This window comes from Devosia sp., from assembly GCF_017307495.1.
In the GTDB taxonomy this organism is placed as follows: domain Bacteria; phylum Pseudomonadota; class Alphaproteobacteria; order Rhizobiales; family Devosiaceae; genus Devosia_A.
Map to the genome: position 1 here is coordinate 107565 of NZ_JAFKHE010000019.1, position 14278 is coordinate 121842.

12 protein-coding genes are annotated in these 14278 nt (G+C 67.1%); 7 read left to right on the forward strand and 5 right to left on the reverse strand.

Features of this window, described 5'->3' with window-relative positions; all coding sequences use genetic code 11:
- Positions 1–54: 54 nt before the first annotated feature.
- Positions 55–576, forward strand: a complete 522-nt coding sequence (locus tag J0I99_RS12260; protein WP_291397898.1) for a hypothetical protein — start codon at positions 55–57, stop codon at positions 574–576.
- Between the two features lie 273 nt (positions 577–849).
- Here J0I99_RS12260 and J0I99_RS12265 read toward each other — a convergent pair whose 3' ends face one another.
- The 4 genes from J0I99_RS12265 to J0I99_RS12280 all read right to left on the reverse strand — a co-directional run bounded on the left by J0I99_RS12265 (position 850) and on the right by J0I99_RS12280 (position 3040).
- Positions 850–1104 carry a GlsB/YeaQ/YmgE family stress response membrane protein gene (locus J0I99_RS12265; RefSeq protein ID WP_291391434.1) on the reverse strand — a complete coding sequence of 85 codons (255 nt, stop codon included), beginning with the start codon at positions 1102–1104 and terminating at the stop codon, positions 850–852.
- A 126-nt stretch (positions 1105–1230) separates the two neighbouring features.
- Entirely contained in the window at positions 1231–1848 is a 618-nt protein-coding gene (locus tag J0I99_RS12270) for a LysE family translocator (RefSeq protein ID WP_291391435.1), read from the reverse strand.
- 151 nt (positions 1849–1999) lie between these two features.
- Entirely contained in the window at positions 2000–2530 is a 531-nt protein-coding gene (locus J0I99_RS12275; RefSeq protein WP_291397900.1) for a dihydrofolate reductase family protein, read from the reverse strand.
- 108 nt (positions 2531–2638) lie between these two features.
- Positions 2639–3040 carry a hypothetical protein gene (locus J0I99_RS12280; protein ID WP_291397901.1) on the reverse strand — a complete coding sequence of 134 codons (402 nt, stop codon included), beginning with the start codon at positions 3038–3040 and terminating at the stop codon, positions 2639–2641.
- A 105-nt stretch (positions 3041–3145) separates the two neighbouring features.
- Here J0I99_RS12280 and J0I99_RS12285 point away from each other — a divergent pair, with 105 nt between their 5' ends.
- Complete coding sequence (locus J0I99_RS12285; protein WP_291397902.1) at positions 3146–4585, forward strand: winged helix-turn-helix domain-containing protein; 1440 nt, start codon at positions 3146–3148, stop codon at positions 4583–4585.
- A 172-nt stretch (positions 4586–4757) separates the two neighbouring features.
- Positions 4758–4985, forward strand: coding sequence for a hypothetical protein (locus J0I99_RS12290; RefSeq protein ID WP_291397903.1), 228 nt, complete (start codon positions 4758–4760; stop codon positions 4983–4985).
- A 6-nt stretch (positions 4986–4991) separates the two neighbouring features.
- Here J0I99_RS12290 and J0I99_RS12295 read toward each other — a convergent pair whose 3' ends face one another.
- Positions 4992–5933: a nucleoside hydrolase gene (locus J0I99_RS12295; RefSeq protein WP_291397904.1), complete on the reverse strand. Its 942-nt coding sequence runs from the start codon at positions 5931–5933 to the stop codon at positions 4992–4994.
- Positions 5934–6072: 139 nt separating this feature from the next.
- On the opposite strand from J0I99_RS12295, the gene J0I99_RS12300 reads away from it, so the two are divergent.
- The 4 genes from J0I99_RS12300 to glgB all read left to right on the forward strand — a co-directional run bounded on the left by J0I99_RS12300 (position 6073) and on the right by glgB (position 14203).
- Positions 6073–7308, forward strand: coding sequence for an AI-2E family transporter (locus J0I99_RS12300; RefSeq protein ID WP_291397905.1), 1236 nt, complete (start codon positions 6073–6075; stop codon positions 7306–7308).
- Positions 7309–7380: 72 nt separating this feature from the next.
- Positions 7381–9231 carry a monovalent cation:proton antiporter-2 (CPA2) family protein gene (locus J0I99_RS12305; RefSeq protein ID WP_291397908.1) on the forward strand — a complete coding sequence of 617 codons (1851 nt, stop codon included), beginning with the start codon at positions 7381–7383 and terminating at the stop codon, positions 9229–9231.
- A 298-nt stretch (positions 9232–9529) separates the two neighbouring features.
- A complete protein-coding gene (locus J0I99_RS12310; protein WP_291397910.1) occupies positions 9530–12007 on the forward strand; it encodes a glycogen/starch/alpha-glucan phosphorylase in 2478 nt (825 codons plus the stop codon).
- Between the two features lie 3 nt (positions 12008–12010).
- Positions 12011–14203: a 1,4-alpha-glucan branching protein GlgB gene (gene glgB / locus J0I99_RS12315; protein WP_291397911.1), complete on the forward strand. Its 2193-nt coding sequence runs from the start codon at positions 12011–12013 to the stop codon at positions 14201–14203.
- Positions 14204–14278: the final 75 nt, after the last annotated feature.

Below are 14278 nucleotides of genomic sequence, written 5' to 3' on the forward strand. Positions count from 1 at the left end.
GCGTAGGTATGCCGATTAGCGCGCACTTAACGGCGGCCTTGTTATTGGCGTCCTATGGATGTGGGGCAAATTGATACGCTACTTGCGAAGCAGTCCACTGACTGGGACGAAATCTTCGCTGAAGTGAATGAATGGCGGGGCACTTGCCTGCACCACTTTTCTGTGGTCGAGGTAGCTGTTGCAGAGACGTTGCTTGCCCTTAGCGAAGTGTCGTCAGCAGCCATCCCACTGCGCCACCTGATCGGGCAGCGCCTTGAGGACCTAACCGCTGCGACGGCTGCCGGCGGTCCGTTCGAGGAAGCAGGAAAGACTGCGCAAGTTGAGCTTCTGCATTATCGCGAACGACACGAGCACTTTCGCAACCTGCTCTGTCACGGCCTAGTAAAGATCACGGTTGAGCGCGGCGGTCGCTGGATGCTTGTGATGCGCGTACTGGCGTTCCGATCGGGCAAGGCTGACCGAGTCGTCTTGGTTCTCGATCAGAATGAGGCCGCGGCTCGACTTGAGTCCCTGAAGCGCGATGCGCAGAAGCTCGGTTCGGTGCTTGGCCAGCTTCGCAAAGCGGCGGTTGGCTGATCCAATTCGTGTCTGCTACTCCGCACGGTGTTGCCTGTCACACCGGTGTCATCCCTGCGAAGGCAGGGATCCAAGCATCAACTGGTGCGAGCTGCGAAATGGGTCCCTGCCTTCGCAGGGATGACAGCCGGTGGGGGTGGCAGCAAAAGCGCCTGACGGCATAATGCAGCCGTGACGTTCCGGAGGATGGCCGCAAAAGCGCGCAATCGCTCAATGTGCGGTCGTGAGCGCTCTACGTGGGGCCCCGCCATGGCGAGGCCCCGTGGGTGCGGGTCACGTTGCCCGGCGCACCAGCCTGATGATGAAGATCAGGATGACGGCGCCGATCACCGACATGATGATCGAGCCGATGAGGCCGCCGAAGCTCACGCCCACCATCGGCAGCAGCCAGCCGGCGATCAGGCCGCCGACGAGGCCGATGATGATATCGCCGACGAGTCCGAAGCCGGAGCCTTTCATGATGACGCCGGCAAGCCAGCCGGCGACAGCACCGACGATCAGGACGATCAGAATCGAAGTCAGGTCCATTATGAAGCCCTCGCAACATAAGCGGCGGGCCCGGCGGTGCGCCGAATCCCTCGCCGCAATGAGAATGGTCCGCCCGTATTGGGCGGCTGTCAACGCATGGCAGGCGGGGTGGTTGCGTTCGACGCGCTACTCGCGCGCGATGACGAATGCGGCGGCACTGGCCATGACGACGCCGGCGGTGCGGTTCAGCGCGCGGATGGCGCGCGTCGAGCGGAAGAAGTCGCGCGCCGCGGCCGCAAGGCCGGCATAGGCGCAGCCGATGGCGAGCAGCACGACGATGACGATGCCGGTCAGTTCGGCAAAGCCGAGGGCGGTGATCGGCTTGTCGAGCGGCACCACGGTCGGGAGCAGGGCGAGGTAGAAGACGATGGTCTTGGGGTTGCCCATGGTGAGCGCGAAACCCGAGAGGAAGGTCTTCCAGGCGCTGCCGTCGCGCTTGGCCCCGATCTGCTCGGAACCGGGCCGGGCGCTCCAGAACTGCCAGGCGACATAGAGCAGGTAGAGCGCGCCCGCCCACTTCACCACGAAGAAGACCGGACCGAACCAGGTGGCGATGGCGGCAAGGCCGAACAGCGCGAACACCAGGTAGACGAGATCGCCGACGAGAATGCCCAGCACCATCGGGAAGGCCGCGCGGAAGCCGCCGCCCAGCGCCCGCGCCACGACCGCCGCTACCCCCGGTCCGGGCACGATGACCGCGATGGCATAGGCGACGGTGAAGGCGGCGAGGGTGACGAGATCCATGGCGTTCTCCGGGAGCGGCGATCTATCTAGCGTGGCGCGCCGGGGAAGGCAATATTGTCAGCATTGCTGACCTAAATGCTCGCCGGCCATGGCCGCGTTGCGACGGATGCCGGCGCCGGGAGGACGAGGCGTATGCGGGTCCCGACCGCGATCAGGCCGGAACGTAGGTCAGCCGGATGACGTCCTCGCCCATCGGATCGCTGGCGACGAGCCGGAGTGGGGGACGGGGGGCGGCGAAGTACGGCGTGCCGCCACCGAGGACGACCGGGTGCAGGTAGATGCGATACTCGTCGATGAGGCCAAGGTCGGTCAGGCTTTTCGCCAGCACCGGGCCGCCGACTTCGATCTCCCCGTCGAACCGGGCCTTGAGCGCGCGGATCGCCGGCCCGAGGTCCGTGTCGACGAGCGTGGCGTTGGGCCCGACCGACTTCAGCGAGCGCGAGACGACCCACTTGGGATGGCTCCGCCAGGCCGCCGCGAAGTCGCGCTCGGCTGCGTCCCACTCGGGACGGTCCTCATCAAAATAGCGCATGATCTCGTACAGGCGACGTCCATACACGCTGCCGGCATGCGCGCGCGCCTGCTCGATGAAGTGCCGGAACAGCCCCGGGCCCGGCGCAAACCCGGTGTGGTCGACGTAGCCGTCGAGCGACTGGTTCATTCCATAGACGAGCTTCGCCATGATGCACTCCTCCGCCACAACGCGCCAAGGATAGCCCGAAATCGAAGGTGCGCAGAAGTGCGGCCGGCACCGGATGCGCGCCTCGCTGCGGGGCGCCGGTGCCGGCGCTCACGGCTCGTCTCTGGGCAGGGTCGGCTTGAGGCGCTGCCAGGCGCAGAGGAAGCCCAGGATCAGCCAGTTGATGGCGGGCGCGATGGCGGCGACGAGGTATTGCACGCCTTCGTTGAACCACATCGAGCTCAGGGTCCAGGGCAGGCCGATGACGATCAGCGAAACGCCGATCAGCGGCTTGGGGACAATGTCGAAGGGGTCGTACCGCGCCAGCACCTCGAGCGCGAGGATCGCCAGGTAGGCCCAGCCGAACGCGCTGACCGTCAATCGGCAGAGCCACTCCATCAGCCGCGCCAGGGGCGCGCGCCGGGGCGTGGCAACGCCCTCCGGGGGCGGATCCGGTTCGCGCCGGCGGCGGCGACGCGTGGCGCGCGGGGGCTGGTCGTGCGGGGCAGTCATGCGGCGATGATTAGCGCGCTGCAGTATGCATTTGCTTAGCGCGGGGCCCGGGGCCGACGCCGGCCTGACTGATGACCGGCGCGCGGCGCGGCGCTATGGTCGGGCATGGGGACGCATAATATCAGCTTCGGTCCGTTCGTGCTCGACCGCGCCGCGGGCAGCGTGCAGCGGGACGGTGTTGCCGTGCCGCTGGGACAGCGGGCGTTCGACCTGCTGGTCGCGCTGGTCGAAGCCGATGGCGCGGCGGTCGACAAGGATGCGCTCATGGCATCGGCCTGGCCGGGGCTGTTCGTCGAAGAGGCGAACCTCTCCGTGCAGATCGCCGCCCTGCGCAAGGCGCTCGGCAAGGCGCCGGACGGACAGGAATGGATCACGACCGTGCCGCGGGTCGGCTACCGCCTGCCGCGGCCGACCCGCCTGCCCGATGCCGTGCCGATGCAGCGGCCGACCGTGGCGGTGCTGCCCTTCACCACGCCGCCGGACGACCGGGAGCAGGCCTATTTCGCCGACGGCGTGGTCGAAGACCTGATCACGGCGCTGTCGCGGTTCAGGACGTTTGCGGTGGTGTCGCGCAACGCCTCGTTCGGCTATCGCGAGCGCGGGCTGGATGCGGCGGCGATCGCCGGGCTGGGCGTCCGCTATGTCGTCGAAGGCATGGTGCGGCGTCGCGGCGCGCAACTCCGGGTCAGTGTGCGGCTGGTCGAGACGGCGGGCGCCACGCAGCTGTGGGCCCAGCAGTTCGACGGCGACGGGGCGGCGCTGTTCGATTTCCTCGATGCCGTGGTGGTCGCCGTGGTGGGGTTCGTCGAGCCGGAAGTGCGGCGGGCGGAAATCGAGCGGGCGCGCCGCAAGCAGCCCGGCAGCCTCGATGCCTACGACCTCTACCTGCGGGCGCTGCCACTGTTTCGCGGGACGTCGGCCGAGGTGCGGGCCGAGGCGATACGCCTGCTGGAGGAGTCGATACGGCTCGATCCGGGGTTTGCCACGGCGCTGGCGCATGCGGCCTGGGCGTATGAAAGGCAGGAGACCTTCGGGCTCGGCGCGACGCCGGAGGAGCGGGCGCGGGCGGTTCAGCTCGCCGAGGCGGCGCTGGTGGCGGGGCCCGACGATCCGCTGGTGCAGGCGATCTCGGGGCTGGTGCTGATGGCGCTGGGCGGCCAGTGGCGGCGGTGCCTCGCCATGATGGGCGAGGCGGTGGCGGCCAATCCGAACAATGCCACGATCCTGTCGCTCGCGGCGTTCTGCAACGTCATGTTCGGCGACCTGGAGTTCGGACGCGAGCTCTATCTCAAGGCCCTGCAGATCTCGCCCGGTGCGCTCGACAATTACGAACTGCTGGTCGGGGTCGGCCTCGCCGACCTGTTCAGGGCGACTTCGCCAAGTCGGTGGAGTGGTCACTGCGCAGCGTCGCGGCCAATGGGGAGTGGCTGGGCGCATACTGGGCGCTGGCCGCCGCCTACGCCCACCTCGAGCGCCTGGACGAGGCGCGCGCCACGGTGGCCGCCATCCGCGAACGGGCGCCGCACCTCAGGGTATCGAGCATGATCCGCAACGGCAGCCGCTTTCCCGAGCCGTATCGCAGCCAGCGGCACGAGCGGATCGTCGCCGGGCTGCGCAAGGCCGGGTTGCCCGAGTAGCCGACACGATTTGCATCATTTTGGCCCCGGCTTTGGGACACAAAGCCAGGGCTCGCGTCAGTTTCGCTCGTGTCCGGCGCATGTCAGCCGGCGAACGCGAGGAGACCGAGATGAGCCTGATCGATGCACGCGCCGCCATCGCCCGCCACGCCGATCGCCCCAGCCTCATGGCGCGGGCCCGGGCGTGGCTGGCCGGACTGATCGCCGACCTGTGCGCCGGTGCCGACGCACCGGCCGATCCGACGGCCTCGTTCAGCCCGCGGGAGTGGGCGGACCTGCCCACCCACCATCCGGCGTCGGACGACTGAGCGGCCTCAGGGCAGGCGGGCGAGCCGCTCGGTGAGCAGGGCGAAGAACCCGTCGGCATTGCCGGAGCGCAGGAAGTTGACGTTCTTCGGCCGGTTGGTGACGCCCCAGTAGTCGGCGACGGTCATGCCGACCGTCAGCTCGCTTCCGGTCTCGATCTCGACGTTGATGTGCCGGCCCTGGAACAGGTCGGGCTTGAGCATGTAGGCCATGACGCAAGGGTCGTGCAGCGGGGCGCCCTCGCTCTCGTACTTCTTGAGGTCGAAGCGCTCGGAAAAGCTCAGCATGTCGTAGACGGCCGCGCCGGCCTTGTTGCCCAGCGCCCGGATGCGCTCGAGGCGCGGCTTGGTCGACTGCATCATGTGGGTGACGTCGAGCGGGACCATGGTGATCGGCACGCCCGAGCGCATCACCACGTCGGCGGCGTCGGGATCGACATAGATGTTGAATTCGGCGGCCGGCGTGATGTTGCCCATCTCGAAGTAGCCGCCGCCCATCAGCACGATTTCCTCGGTGCGGGGGATGATGCGCGGCTCCTTGACCATGGCCATGGCGACGTTCGTCAGCGGCCCCAGGCAGGCGAGGGTGACGGTCTTTTCCTCGTGCGCGAGCAGGGTCTCGATGAGGTAGTCGATGCCGTGCCGCTCCTCGAGCTTGAGCTTGGGCAGCGGCAGATCCGGGCCGTCGAGGCCGGTCTCGCCATGGACATGCTCGGCAGTGACGAGGGTGCGGCGCATCGGGCGTTCGCAGCCGGCATAGACGGCGATGTCCTTGCGGCCGGAGAGCTCGACGACCTTCAGCGCGTTGCGCGCGTTCTGGGCCAGCGTGACGTTGCCGGCCACGGCGACGATGCCAAGCACCTCGAAGTCCTCGGGCGAGGCCAGGGCGAGCAGGATGGCGACGGCGTCGTCCTGGCCCGGGTCGGTATCGATAATAATCTTGCGTGCCATGGGTTTGGCGCGAACCTCTCGCAGTTTGATTCCGGCGGCATGATAGGGGCGGCGGTCGCAGGCGTCGACTGGGCGCATGAGCCCCGTGGAACAACCGGCGGGACCGCGCGTTGATGGGCACCTTCGAGGGGACCCGAGAGTGCGCAAGCCATTGACCGCCGCCCGCCGCAAGGCGCTAGCCGCCGATATCGCCCGGACCAATTTCGAGCGCGTCATGCACAACGCGGCGCAGATGGCGATCATCCTGGTCGGCATCGTCGTCGCCTTCGTGGCCATCCGCGAGGCGCAGGTCATCCTCGCGCCGCTGTTCCTCGCCATCACCATCGGGCTGGCATTCGGGCCGGTGGCCGACATGCTTGAGAACCGCGGCATCCCCGAGGGGGTGTCGGCGGCGGTGGTGGTCCTGGGGTTGCTGCTGGTCATCGTGTCCGGCGGCGCCCTGTTCTATGGCCCGCTCAGCGAGTGGGCCGACCGCATTCCGGTGATCTGGAGCCGGCTGCAGACCGAGATGCGCAACTGGCAGGAGCCAATCTCGGCGCTGACCAACCTGCAGGAACAGGTCAAGGGCGTGCTCGGCGGCCAGGACAAGGTAGAGGTGCGCGTCGACGACGGCAGCACCGTCACCGGCATCGCCATGCTGGCGCCGGCCGTGTTCGCGCAGGTGCTGGTGTTCCTCGTGTCGCTCTACTTCTTCCTCGCAACGCGCGAAAGCATCCGGATCGCGACCCTGTCGCTGTGCTTTTCGCGGCGCATGCGCTGGCGCGCAGCGCACGTGTTCCAGGATGTCGAGCAGAAGGTGTCGAAATACCTGCTCACCATCACCATGGTGAATATCGGCGTGGGGGTGGTGGTGACGGTGCTAATGTGGATCATCGGCATGCCGTCGCCGATCCTGTGGGGCGCGATGGCGGCGGTGCTGAACTATGTCCCCTTCGTCGGGCAGGCGTTCATGGCGCTGCTCCTGTTCCTTGCCGGGCTTGGCTCGGGCGGCAGCCTCGGGGCCGCGTTCGTGCCGGTTGGCCTGTACTGGGCGGTGAACTTCGTCGAGGGCAACTTCGTCACCCCGAACCTGCTGGGGGCGACGATGACGGTGAATCCGTTCCTGATCTTCCTGTCGCTGACCTTCTGGCTGTGGGCATGGGGGCCGGTTGGCGGCCTGATCGCGGTGCCTTCGCTGCTCATCGTGCTGTCGCTGATCACGCACATCCTGCCGATGCGCCCGCTGCCGTCCCGCAAGGAGCGGCTGCTGGTGCGCCAGAAGGCGAGGCTCGAGGTGGCTGAGGCGCAGCCCGTCGCGGCCAGCCCCGAACCTTCGGCGGCGGTGCCGGCGGCGCGCAAGCGTCCGTCCCGCGCCAAGGCGGCCGCCACGCCCTAGCCGAACGGCCAGCCTTGACGGCGGGGGCCCAACACAAGCACCTTCGCCACTTCCGGATTCAAGAGGTGGGCGATGGCGGGCGCGGTGGCTGCGCATGCGGCGGATGTGGCGGCGCATGGCGGGATCGACCTCATGCAGGTCGTGGCACTGCTGGGCGCGGGGGTAATCGCCGTTCCGCTGTTCCGCCGGCTGGGGCTCGGCTCGGTGCTCGGCTATCTCGCCGCCGGGCTGGTGATCGGGCCGTTCGGGCTGAAGCTGGTGGGCGATCCGCAGGCGGTGCTGCACGCGGCGGAACTGGGCGTCGTGCTATTCCTGTTCATCGTCGGGCTCGAGATGGAGCCGGCCAAGCTGTGGGGCCTGCGCAAGCAGATCTTCGGGCTGGGCGTGCTGCAGGTGGCGCTGTGCGGGCTGGTGCTGACGGTGGCAGGCATCGTCGTCCTCGGTCTCGCCCCGCCGGTGGCATTCGTGGCCGGCATGGGGTTCGTGCTGACCTCGACCGCCATCGTGATGCAGATTCTCGGCGAGCGCGGCGAACTGCAGAGCCCGGCGGGGCAGAGGATCGTCTCGGTGCTGCTGCTCGAGGACCTCGCCATCGTGCCGCTGCTCGCCATCGTGGCCTTCCTTTCGCCGGGCGGCGACACAGGAGCATCGATGACGCAGCGCTGGATCAGCGTCGGTGTCGCCGCGGCGGCCATCGTGGCGGTGGTGTTCGCCGGGCGCTGGGTGCTGAACCCGGTGTTCCGGATTCTCGCCGCGTCGAAGGCGCGCGAGGTGATGACGGCGGCGGCGCTGCTTGTGGTGCTGGGCGCGGCGCTGATCATGCAGGCCGGTGGGCTGTCGATGGCGATGGGCGCGTTCCTGGCCGGCGTGCTGCTGTCGACCTCGACCTTCCGCCACCAGCTCGAGGCGGACGTCGAGCCGTTCAGGGGGTTGCTGCTGGGGCTGTTCTTCCTCGCCGTCGGCATGGCGCTCGACCTCGACGTGGTGATGTCGAACTGGCAGTTCATTGCCATCGCCGCCCTCGGCTACATGGCGCTCAAGGGGCTTGCCATCTACGGGCTGGCGCGGCTGCTGGGCGGCAGCAATGCGGTGGCGCTGGAGCGGGCCGTGCTGATGGCGCAGGGCGGCGAGTTCGCCTTCGTGCTCTATGCCACGGCGGTCTCGGGCGGGCTGCTCAGCGCCGAACTCAATGCCAGCTTCACCGCAACGGTCATCATCTCGATGGTGCTGACGCCGTTCTCGACCATGCTGCTGAAGCTGATCCCCCGGCCGGCGCAGTCGCTCGACGGCGTCGAGCGGCCGGAGGGACTGACCGGCACCGTGCTGCTGATCGGCTTCGGCCGGTTCGGCCAGATCGCCAGCCAGCCGCTGATCGCCAAGGGGCAGCACACGATCTCGATCATCGACAACGACGTCGAGATGATCCAGGTGGCGCAGACCTTCGGGTTCAAGATCTACTATGGCGACGGCACGCGTCTCGACATCCTGCATGCGGCAGGCGCGGCCTCGGCCGACCTCGTGCTCGTCTGCGTCGACAGGAAGGAGGCGGCGACCCGCATCGTCGAACTGGTGAAGTCCGAGTTCCCGCTCGCCAAGGTCATGGCGCGGGCTTTCGACCGCGGCCATGCGCTGGAACTGGTCAAGGCCGGCGCGGACTACCAGTTGCGCGAGGTGTTCGAGAGCGCGCTCGAGTTCGGCGCCGAGGTGCTGCGCGAGCTCGATGTCGACATGGTCGAGGTCGGCGAGATCGTCGAGGGCGTGCGCGAGCGCGACCGGCAGCGCTTTGCGGCGCAGATGGTGGGCGGTATTCTCGCGGGCCGCGATCTGCTCAGGGCCAATGCGGAGGACCAGGCGCGCGAGAGCGGGACGGTGGCCGGACCGTCGACGCCGATCATCGCCCCCGAGGATGGCGCGAAGGCGTAGAGCCTTTCATGTCCCCTCGGGCCGTGGGGTTTGGTCACCGATGCACCCCGGATACTCGGTGTCATCCGTGCGAAAGCAGGGACCCATTTCGCCGCCCGCGCCAGCTGTGAGTTGGGTCCCTGCTTTCGCAGGGATGACATCCGAGGGCGGTGCCCCGATCGTCTCCCCACGAGCAATAACCGTCTATCGTTTAGGCAGACTGCCCTGGAACCGTTCTCAACGGGACTTCACAGCCATGCGATTCAGTGCAAGGGTTGCGGCTTAGAGGGGAAATCTTGATCATGCATGGATTGCGACAATGCCGCAAAACCCTCTTGCTTTGGAAGCGCTCGCGCCGGCCCGCCGCGGTCTGACCGCCGAGGCGCTGCAGGCGGAAATCCTCGAAAAGCTCACCTATTTCATCGGCAAGGACCCGATCGTCGCGCGGCCGCATGACTGGCTCAAGGCCACGATCTACGCCGTCCGCGACCGGATCATCGACCAGTGGATGGAGTCGAGCCGGGAAACCTGGCGGACGTCGAACAAGCGGGTCTACTACCTCAGCCTCGAGTTCCTGATCGGGCGGCTGCTGCGCGATGCGATGAGCAATATCGGCGTGATGGAGCCGGTGCGCGCGGCGCTGAAGAACTTCAACGTCAACCTCGACGACCTGATCACCCTCGAGCCCGACGCGGCACTCGGCAACGGCGGCCTCGGACGCCTCGCGGCGTGCTTCATGGAGTCGATGGCAACGGTCGACATCCCCGCCTACGGCTACGGCATCCGCTATGTGCACGGCCTGTTCCGGCAGGAAATGAGCGAGGGCTGGCAGGTCGAGCTGCCGGAGGACTGGCTGGCGCACGGCAATCCGTGGGAGTTCGAGCGGCAGGAATCGAGCTACGAGATCGGTTTCGGCGGGCATGTCGATGCGGTACAGGAACCGGACGGCACGACGCGGCTCGAATGGCGCCCGGCCGAGCACCTGCTGGCGGTGGCGTTCGATACCCCGATCGTGGGCTGGCGCGGCAAGCGCGTGAACACGCTGCGCCTGTGGTCGGCGCAGCCGATCGACCCCATCCTGCTCGACAAGTTCAACGCCGGCGACCATATCGGCGCGCTCGAGGAGAATGCCCGCGCGGCGGCGGTGACGCGCGTGCTCTATCCGGCCGACAACACGCCGTCGGGACAGGAACTGCGGCTGCGCCAGGAGTTCTTCTTCTCGTCGGCCTCGCTGCAGGACATCGTGCGCCGGCACATGCAGGCCTTTGGCGATCTCGGCTCGCTCAGCGACAAGGTGGCGATCCAGCTCAACGACACGCATCCGGCGATCTCGATCGCCGAACTGATGCGCATCCTGATCGACATGCACGGCATGAAGTTCGCGCCGGCCTGGAAGCTGACCAAGGCGACGTTCGGCTACACCAACCACACGCTCCTGCCCGAAGCGCTCGAGACCTGGCCGGTGGGGCTGCTCGAGCGGCTGCTGCCGCGCCAGATGCAGCTCATCTACGCCATCAATGCCGAAGTGCTGGGCGAGGCGCGGGCGATGGGCGGGTTCAGCGACGACCAGATCGCCAACCTGTCGCTGATCGACGAGCATGGCGCGCGCCGGGTGCGCATGGGGCAACTGGCCTTCGTCGGCTCACACTCGATCAACGGCGTGTCGGCGCTGCATTCCGACCTGCTCAAGAAGACCCTGTTCGCCGACCTCAACCGGCTCTACCCGGGCCGGATCAACAACAAGACCAACGGCGTGACGCCCCGGCGCTGGCTGTTCGAATGCAACCCCGACCTGACCAGGCTGATCGGCAGCAGGATCGGGTCGGAGTTCATGGACGACATCGACCTGCTCAAGAACCTCGACAAGCATGCCGACGATCCGACCTTCCAGGACCAGTTCAGGGCGGTGAAGCGGGCCAACAAGGTCAGGCTGACGCAGGTGATCAAGGATCGGCTCGGCATCGTCGTGTCGCCCGATGCGCTGTTCGACGTGCAGGTCAAGCGCATCCACGAGTACAAGCGCCAGCTGCTCAACGTCATCGAGGCGGTGGCGCAGTATTCGATGATGCGCTCGCACCCGGAGAAGGACTGGGTGCCGCGCGTGAAGGTGTTCGCCGGCAAGGCGGCGCCGGGCTACTGGAACGCCAAGCTGATCATCAAGCTGGTCAACGACGTCGCCAAGGTGATCAACAACGATCCGGCAGTGCGCGGCCTGCTCAAGGTCGTGTTCCTGCCCAACTACAACGTGTCGCTGGCCGAGACCATCATCCCGGCCGCGGACCTGTCGGAGCAGATCTCGACGGCCGGCATGGAAGCCTCGGGCACCGGCAACATGAAGTTCATGGCCAACGGTGCCATCACCATCGGCACGCTCGACGGCGCCAATGTCGAGATGCTGGAGCAGGTGGGGCCGGAAAACATGGTGATCTTCGGGCTCACCGCCGACAAGGTGGCCGAGAAGCGCATCCGCTCCGAAATGCCGCGCGCCGCGATCGACGCCTCGCCGGCGCTGCGCGAGGCGCTGGAGGCGATCTCGACCGGGGTGTTCTCGCCGGACGACCCGAACCGCTACCGCGACCTGATCGGCGGGCTCTACGACCACGACTGGTTCATGGTGGCCCGGGATTTCGATGCCTATGCCGCGGCCCAGCGCAGCGTCGATGACCTCTGGATTAGCCCACGCAAATGGTATTCCATGGCCATCCGGAACACTGCTCATGTCAGCTGGTTTTCCTCGGATCGTACGATCAAGCAGTACGCCAAGGAAATCTGGGGTGTGCCGGTCATCGGGGGGTAACGGGTGACCAAATCCAAGTGGCAAGCAGCTGACAGCGACGTCGCGGCGATCGTCGCGGGTCGCCATTCCGACCCGTTCGGGGTGCTGGGCCTGCACCAGGTCGGGGACATCTGGGTGGCGCGGACATTCATCCCGCACGCCGTGACGGTTTCGGCCCGGACCATCGACAACCGCATCCTGGGCGAGTTGCAGCCGCGCGGCGACGGCTTTTTCGAGGGCGAAGTCAAGGTCAGCGGCCACCTGCCGGTGAGCTACCACGCGCGCAACGACGGCGGCGAATGGGATGTGCTCGACCCATACAGCTTCGGGCCGGTGCTCGGGCCGATGGACGACTACTACATCGGCGAGGGCTCGCACCTGCGGCTGTTCGACAAGCTGGGTGCGCATGCCATGGAGTTCGAGGGCGTGCGGGGGACGCACTTCGCCGTGTGGGCGCCGAATGCCCGGCGCGTCAGCGTCGTCGGACCGTTCAACGAATGGGACGGGCGGCGCCATCCGATGCGGGTGCGCATCAATACCGGCGTGTGGGAAGTGTTCATCCCCAATATCGGCCCGGGCGAGATCTACAAGTACGAGATCGTCGGGGCGAACGGGCAGTTGCGGCCGCTCAAGGCCGATCCGTTCGCGCAGCAGTCGGAGCTGAGGCCCAAGACCGCCTCGGTGGTGGCCGACCCAGCTCCGTTCGAATGGAGCGACGCGGCCTACCTGGCGGAGCGGGCCAAGGCCGACTGGCGGCGCAGGCCCGTCTCCATCTACGAGGTGCATCTGGGCTCCTGGCGGCGGCGGGCCGACGGCTCGTTCATGAGCTACGACCAGCTGGCCGAGCAGCTCATCCCCTATGCGGCGGATTCCGGCTTCACCCACCTCGAGCTGCTGCCGATCACCGAGCACCCGTTCGACCCGAGCTGGGGTTACCAGCCGACCGGGCTGTATGCGCCGACGGCGCGGTTCGGCGATCCGCGCGGCTTTGCGCGCTTCGTCGACAAGGCGCATGCGGCCGGGCTGGGCGTGATCCTCGACTGGGTGCCGGCGCACTTCCCGACCGACGAGCACGGGCTTGCCCGCTTCGACGGCACGGCGCTGTACGAGCATCTCGACCCGCGCAAGGGCTACCACCCCGACTGGAACACGGCGATCTACAATTTCGGGCGCAAGGAGGTGGTGAGCTTCCTCGTCAACAACGCGCTGTACTGGCTGGAGAAGTTCCACCTCGACGGACTGCGGGTCGATGCCGTGGCGTCGATGCTCTATCTCGATTACTCCCGACAGCCGGGGCAGTGGGTGCCGAACCAGTTCGGCGGCAACCACAACCTCGAGGCGGTCGAATTCCTCAAGCGGGTGAATACCGAGGCCTATCGGCAGCATCCGGGCGTGATGATGATCGCCGAGGAGTCGACGTCATGGAGCGGGGTCAGCGCGCCGGCCGACAAGGGCGGGCTCGGCTTCGGCTTCAAGTGGAACATGGGGTTCATGAACGACACGTTGCGTTTCATGAGCCGCAACCCGATCCATCGCCGCTTCCACCACAGCGACATGACCTTCGCGGCACTCTACGCCTATTCGGAGAACTTCATCCTGCCGCTCAGCCACGACGAAGTGGTGCACGGCAAGGGCTCGCTGCTGTCGAAGATGGGCGGCGACGACTGGGGGCAGTTCGCCGGCCTGCGCGCCTACTACGGCTTCATGTGGGGCTGGCCGGGCAAGAAGCTGCTGTTCATGGGCCAGGAGTTCGCGCAGCGCGACGAATGGAACGAGGCGCGCGGGCTCGACTGGTGGCTGCTCGATGCGCCTTCGCACGAGGGCATTCGTCGCCTCGTCACCGATCTCAACGCCCTGTACCGCGAATTGCCGGCGCTGCATGCCCGCGACAACGAGCCGGAGGGTTTCGAGTGGCTGATCGGGAACGACCAGCAGAACTCGGTGTTCGCCTTTGCCCGCAAGGCGCCGGGCACGCATCCCGTGGTGGTGATCGCCAACATGACGCCGGTGCCGCGCGACAGCTATCGGGTGCCGATGCCGCTTGCCGGCAACTGGGTGGAGCGGCTCAATACGGATGCCGGCTGGTACGGCGGAACCAACAAGGGCAACCAGGGCAGGGTGGTTGCCAAGGCCAGCGAGGTCGAAGGTCTCGGCCCGTATGCCGATCTCTACCTGCCACCGATGTCGACTTTGTACTTGAAGTACGATCCCGCCTGAGAGCGGGACGAACCAGGGGTTGATGCGTGACCGAACCGGCAATCAGGGTAACCGGTCACGCCGCGTGGGGAGGAA

What these genes read in the sequence shown, in the direction of transcription:
- J0I99_RS12270 (WP_291391435.1), bottom strand. Translation starts at nt 1,848, where the DNA reads ATGGATCTCGTCACCCTCGCCGCCTTCACCGTCGCCTATGCCATCGCG.
- J0I99_RS12305 (WP_291397908.1), top strand. Translation starts at nt 7,381, where the DNA reads ATGGCGGGCGCGGTGGCTGCGCATGCGGCGGATGTGGCGGCGCATGGC.
- J0I99_RS12285 (WP_291397902.1), top strand. Translation starts at nt 3,146, where the DNA reads ATGGGGACGCATAATATCAGCTTCGGTCCGTTCGTGCTCGACCGCGCC.
- J0I99_RS12260 (WP_291397898.1), top strand. Translation starts at nt 55, where the DNA reads ATGGATGTGGGGCAAATTGATACGCTACTTGCGAAGCAGTCCACTGAC.
- J0I99_RS12265 (WP_291391434.1), bottom strand. Translation starts at nt 1,104, where the DNA reads ATGGACCTGACTTCGATTCTGATCGTCCTGATCGTCGGTGCTGTCGCC.
- J0I99_RS12290 (WP_291397903.1), top strand. Translation starts at nt 4,758, where the DNA reads ATGTCAGCCGGCGAACGCGAGGAGACCGAGATGAGCCTGATCGATGCA.
- J0I99_RS12280 (WP_291397901.1), bottom strand. Translation starts at nt 3,040, where the DNA reads ATGACTGCCCCGCACGACCAGCCCCCGCGCGCCACGCGTCGCCGCCGC.
- J0I99_RS12295 (WP_291397904.1), bottom strand. Translation starts at nt 5,933, where the DNA reads ATGGCACGCAAGATTATTATCGATACCGACCCGGGCCAGGACGACGCC.
- J0I99_RS12275 (WP_291397900.1), bottom strand. Translation starts at nt 2,530, where the DNA reads ATGGCGAAGCTCGTCTATGGAATGAACCAGTCGCTCGACGGCTACGTC.
- J0I99_RS12310 (WP_291397910.1), top strand. Translation starts at nt 9,530, where the DNA reads ATGCCGCAAAACCCTCTTGCTTTGGAAGCGCTCGCGCCGGCCCGCCGC.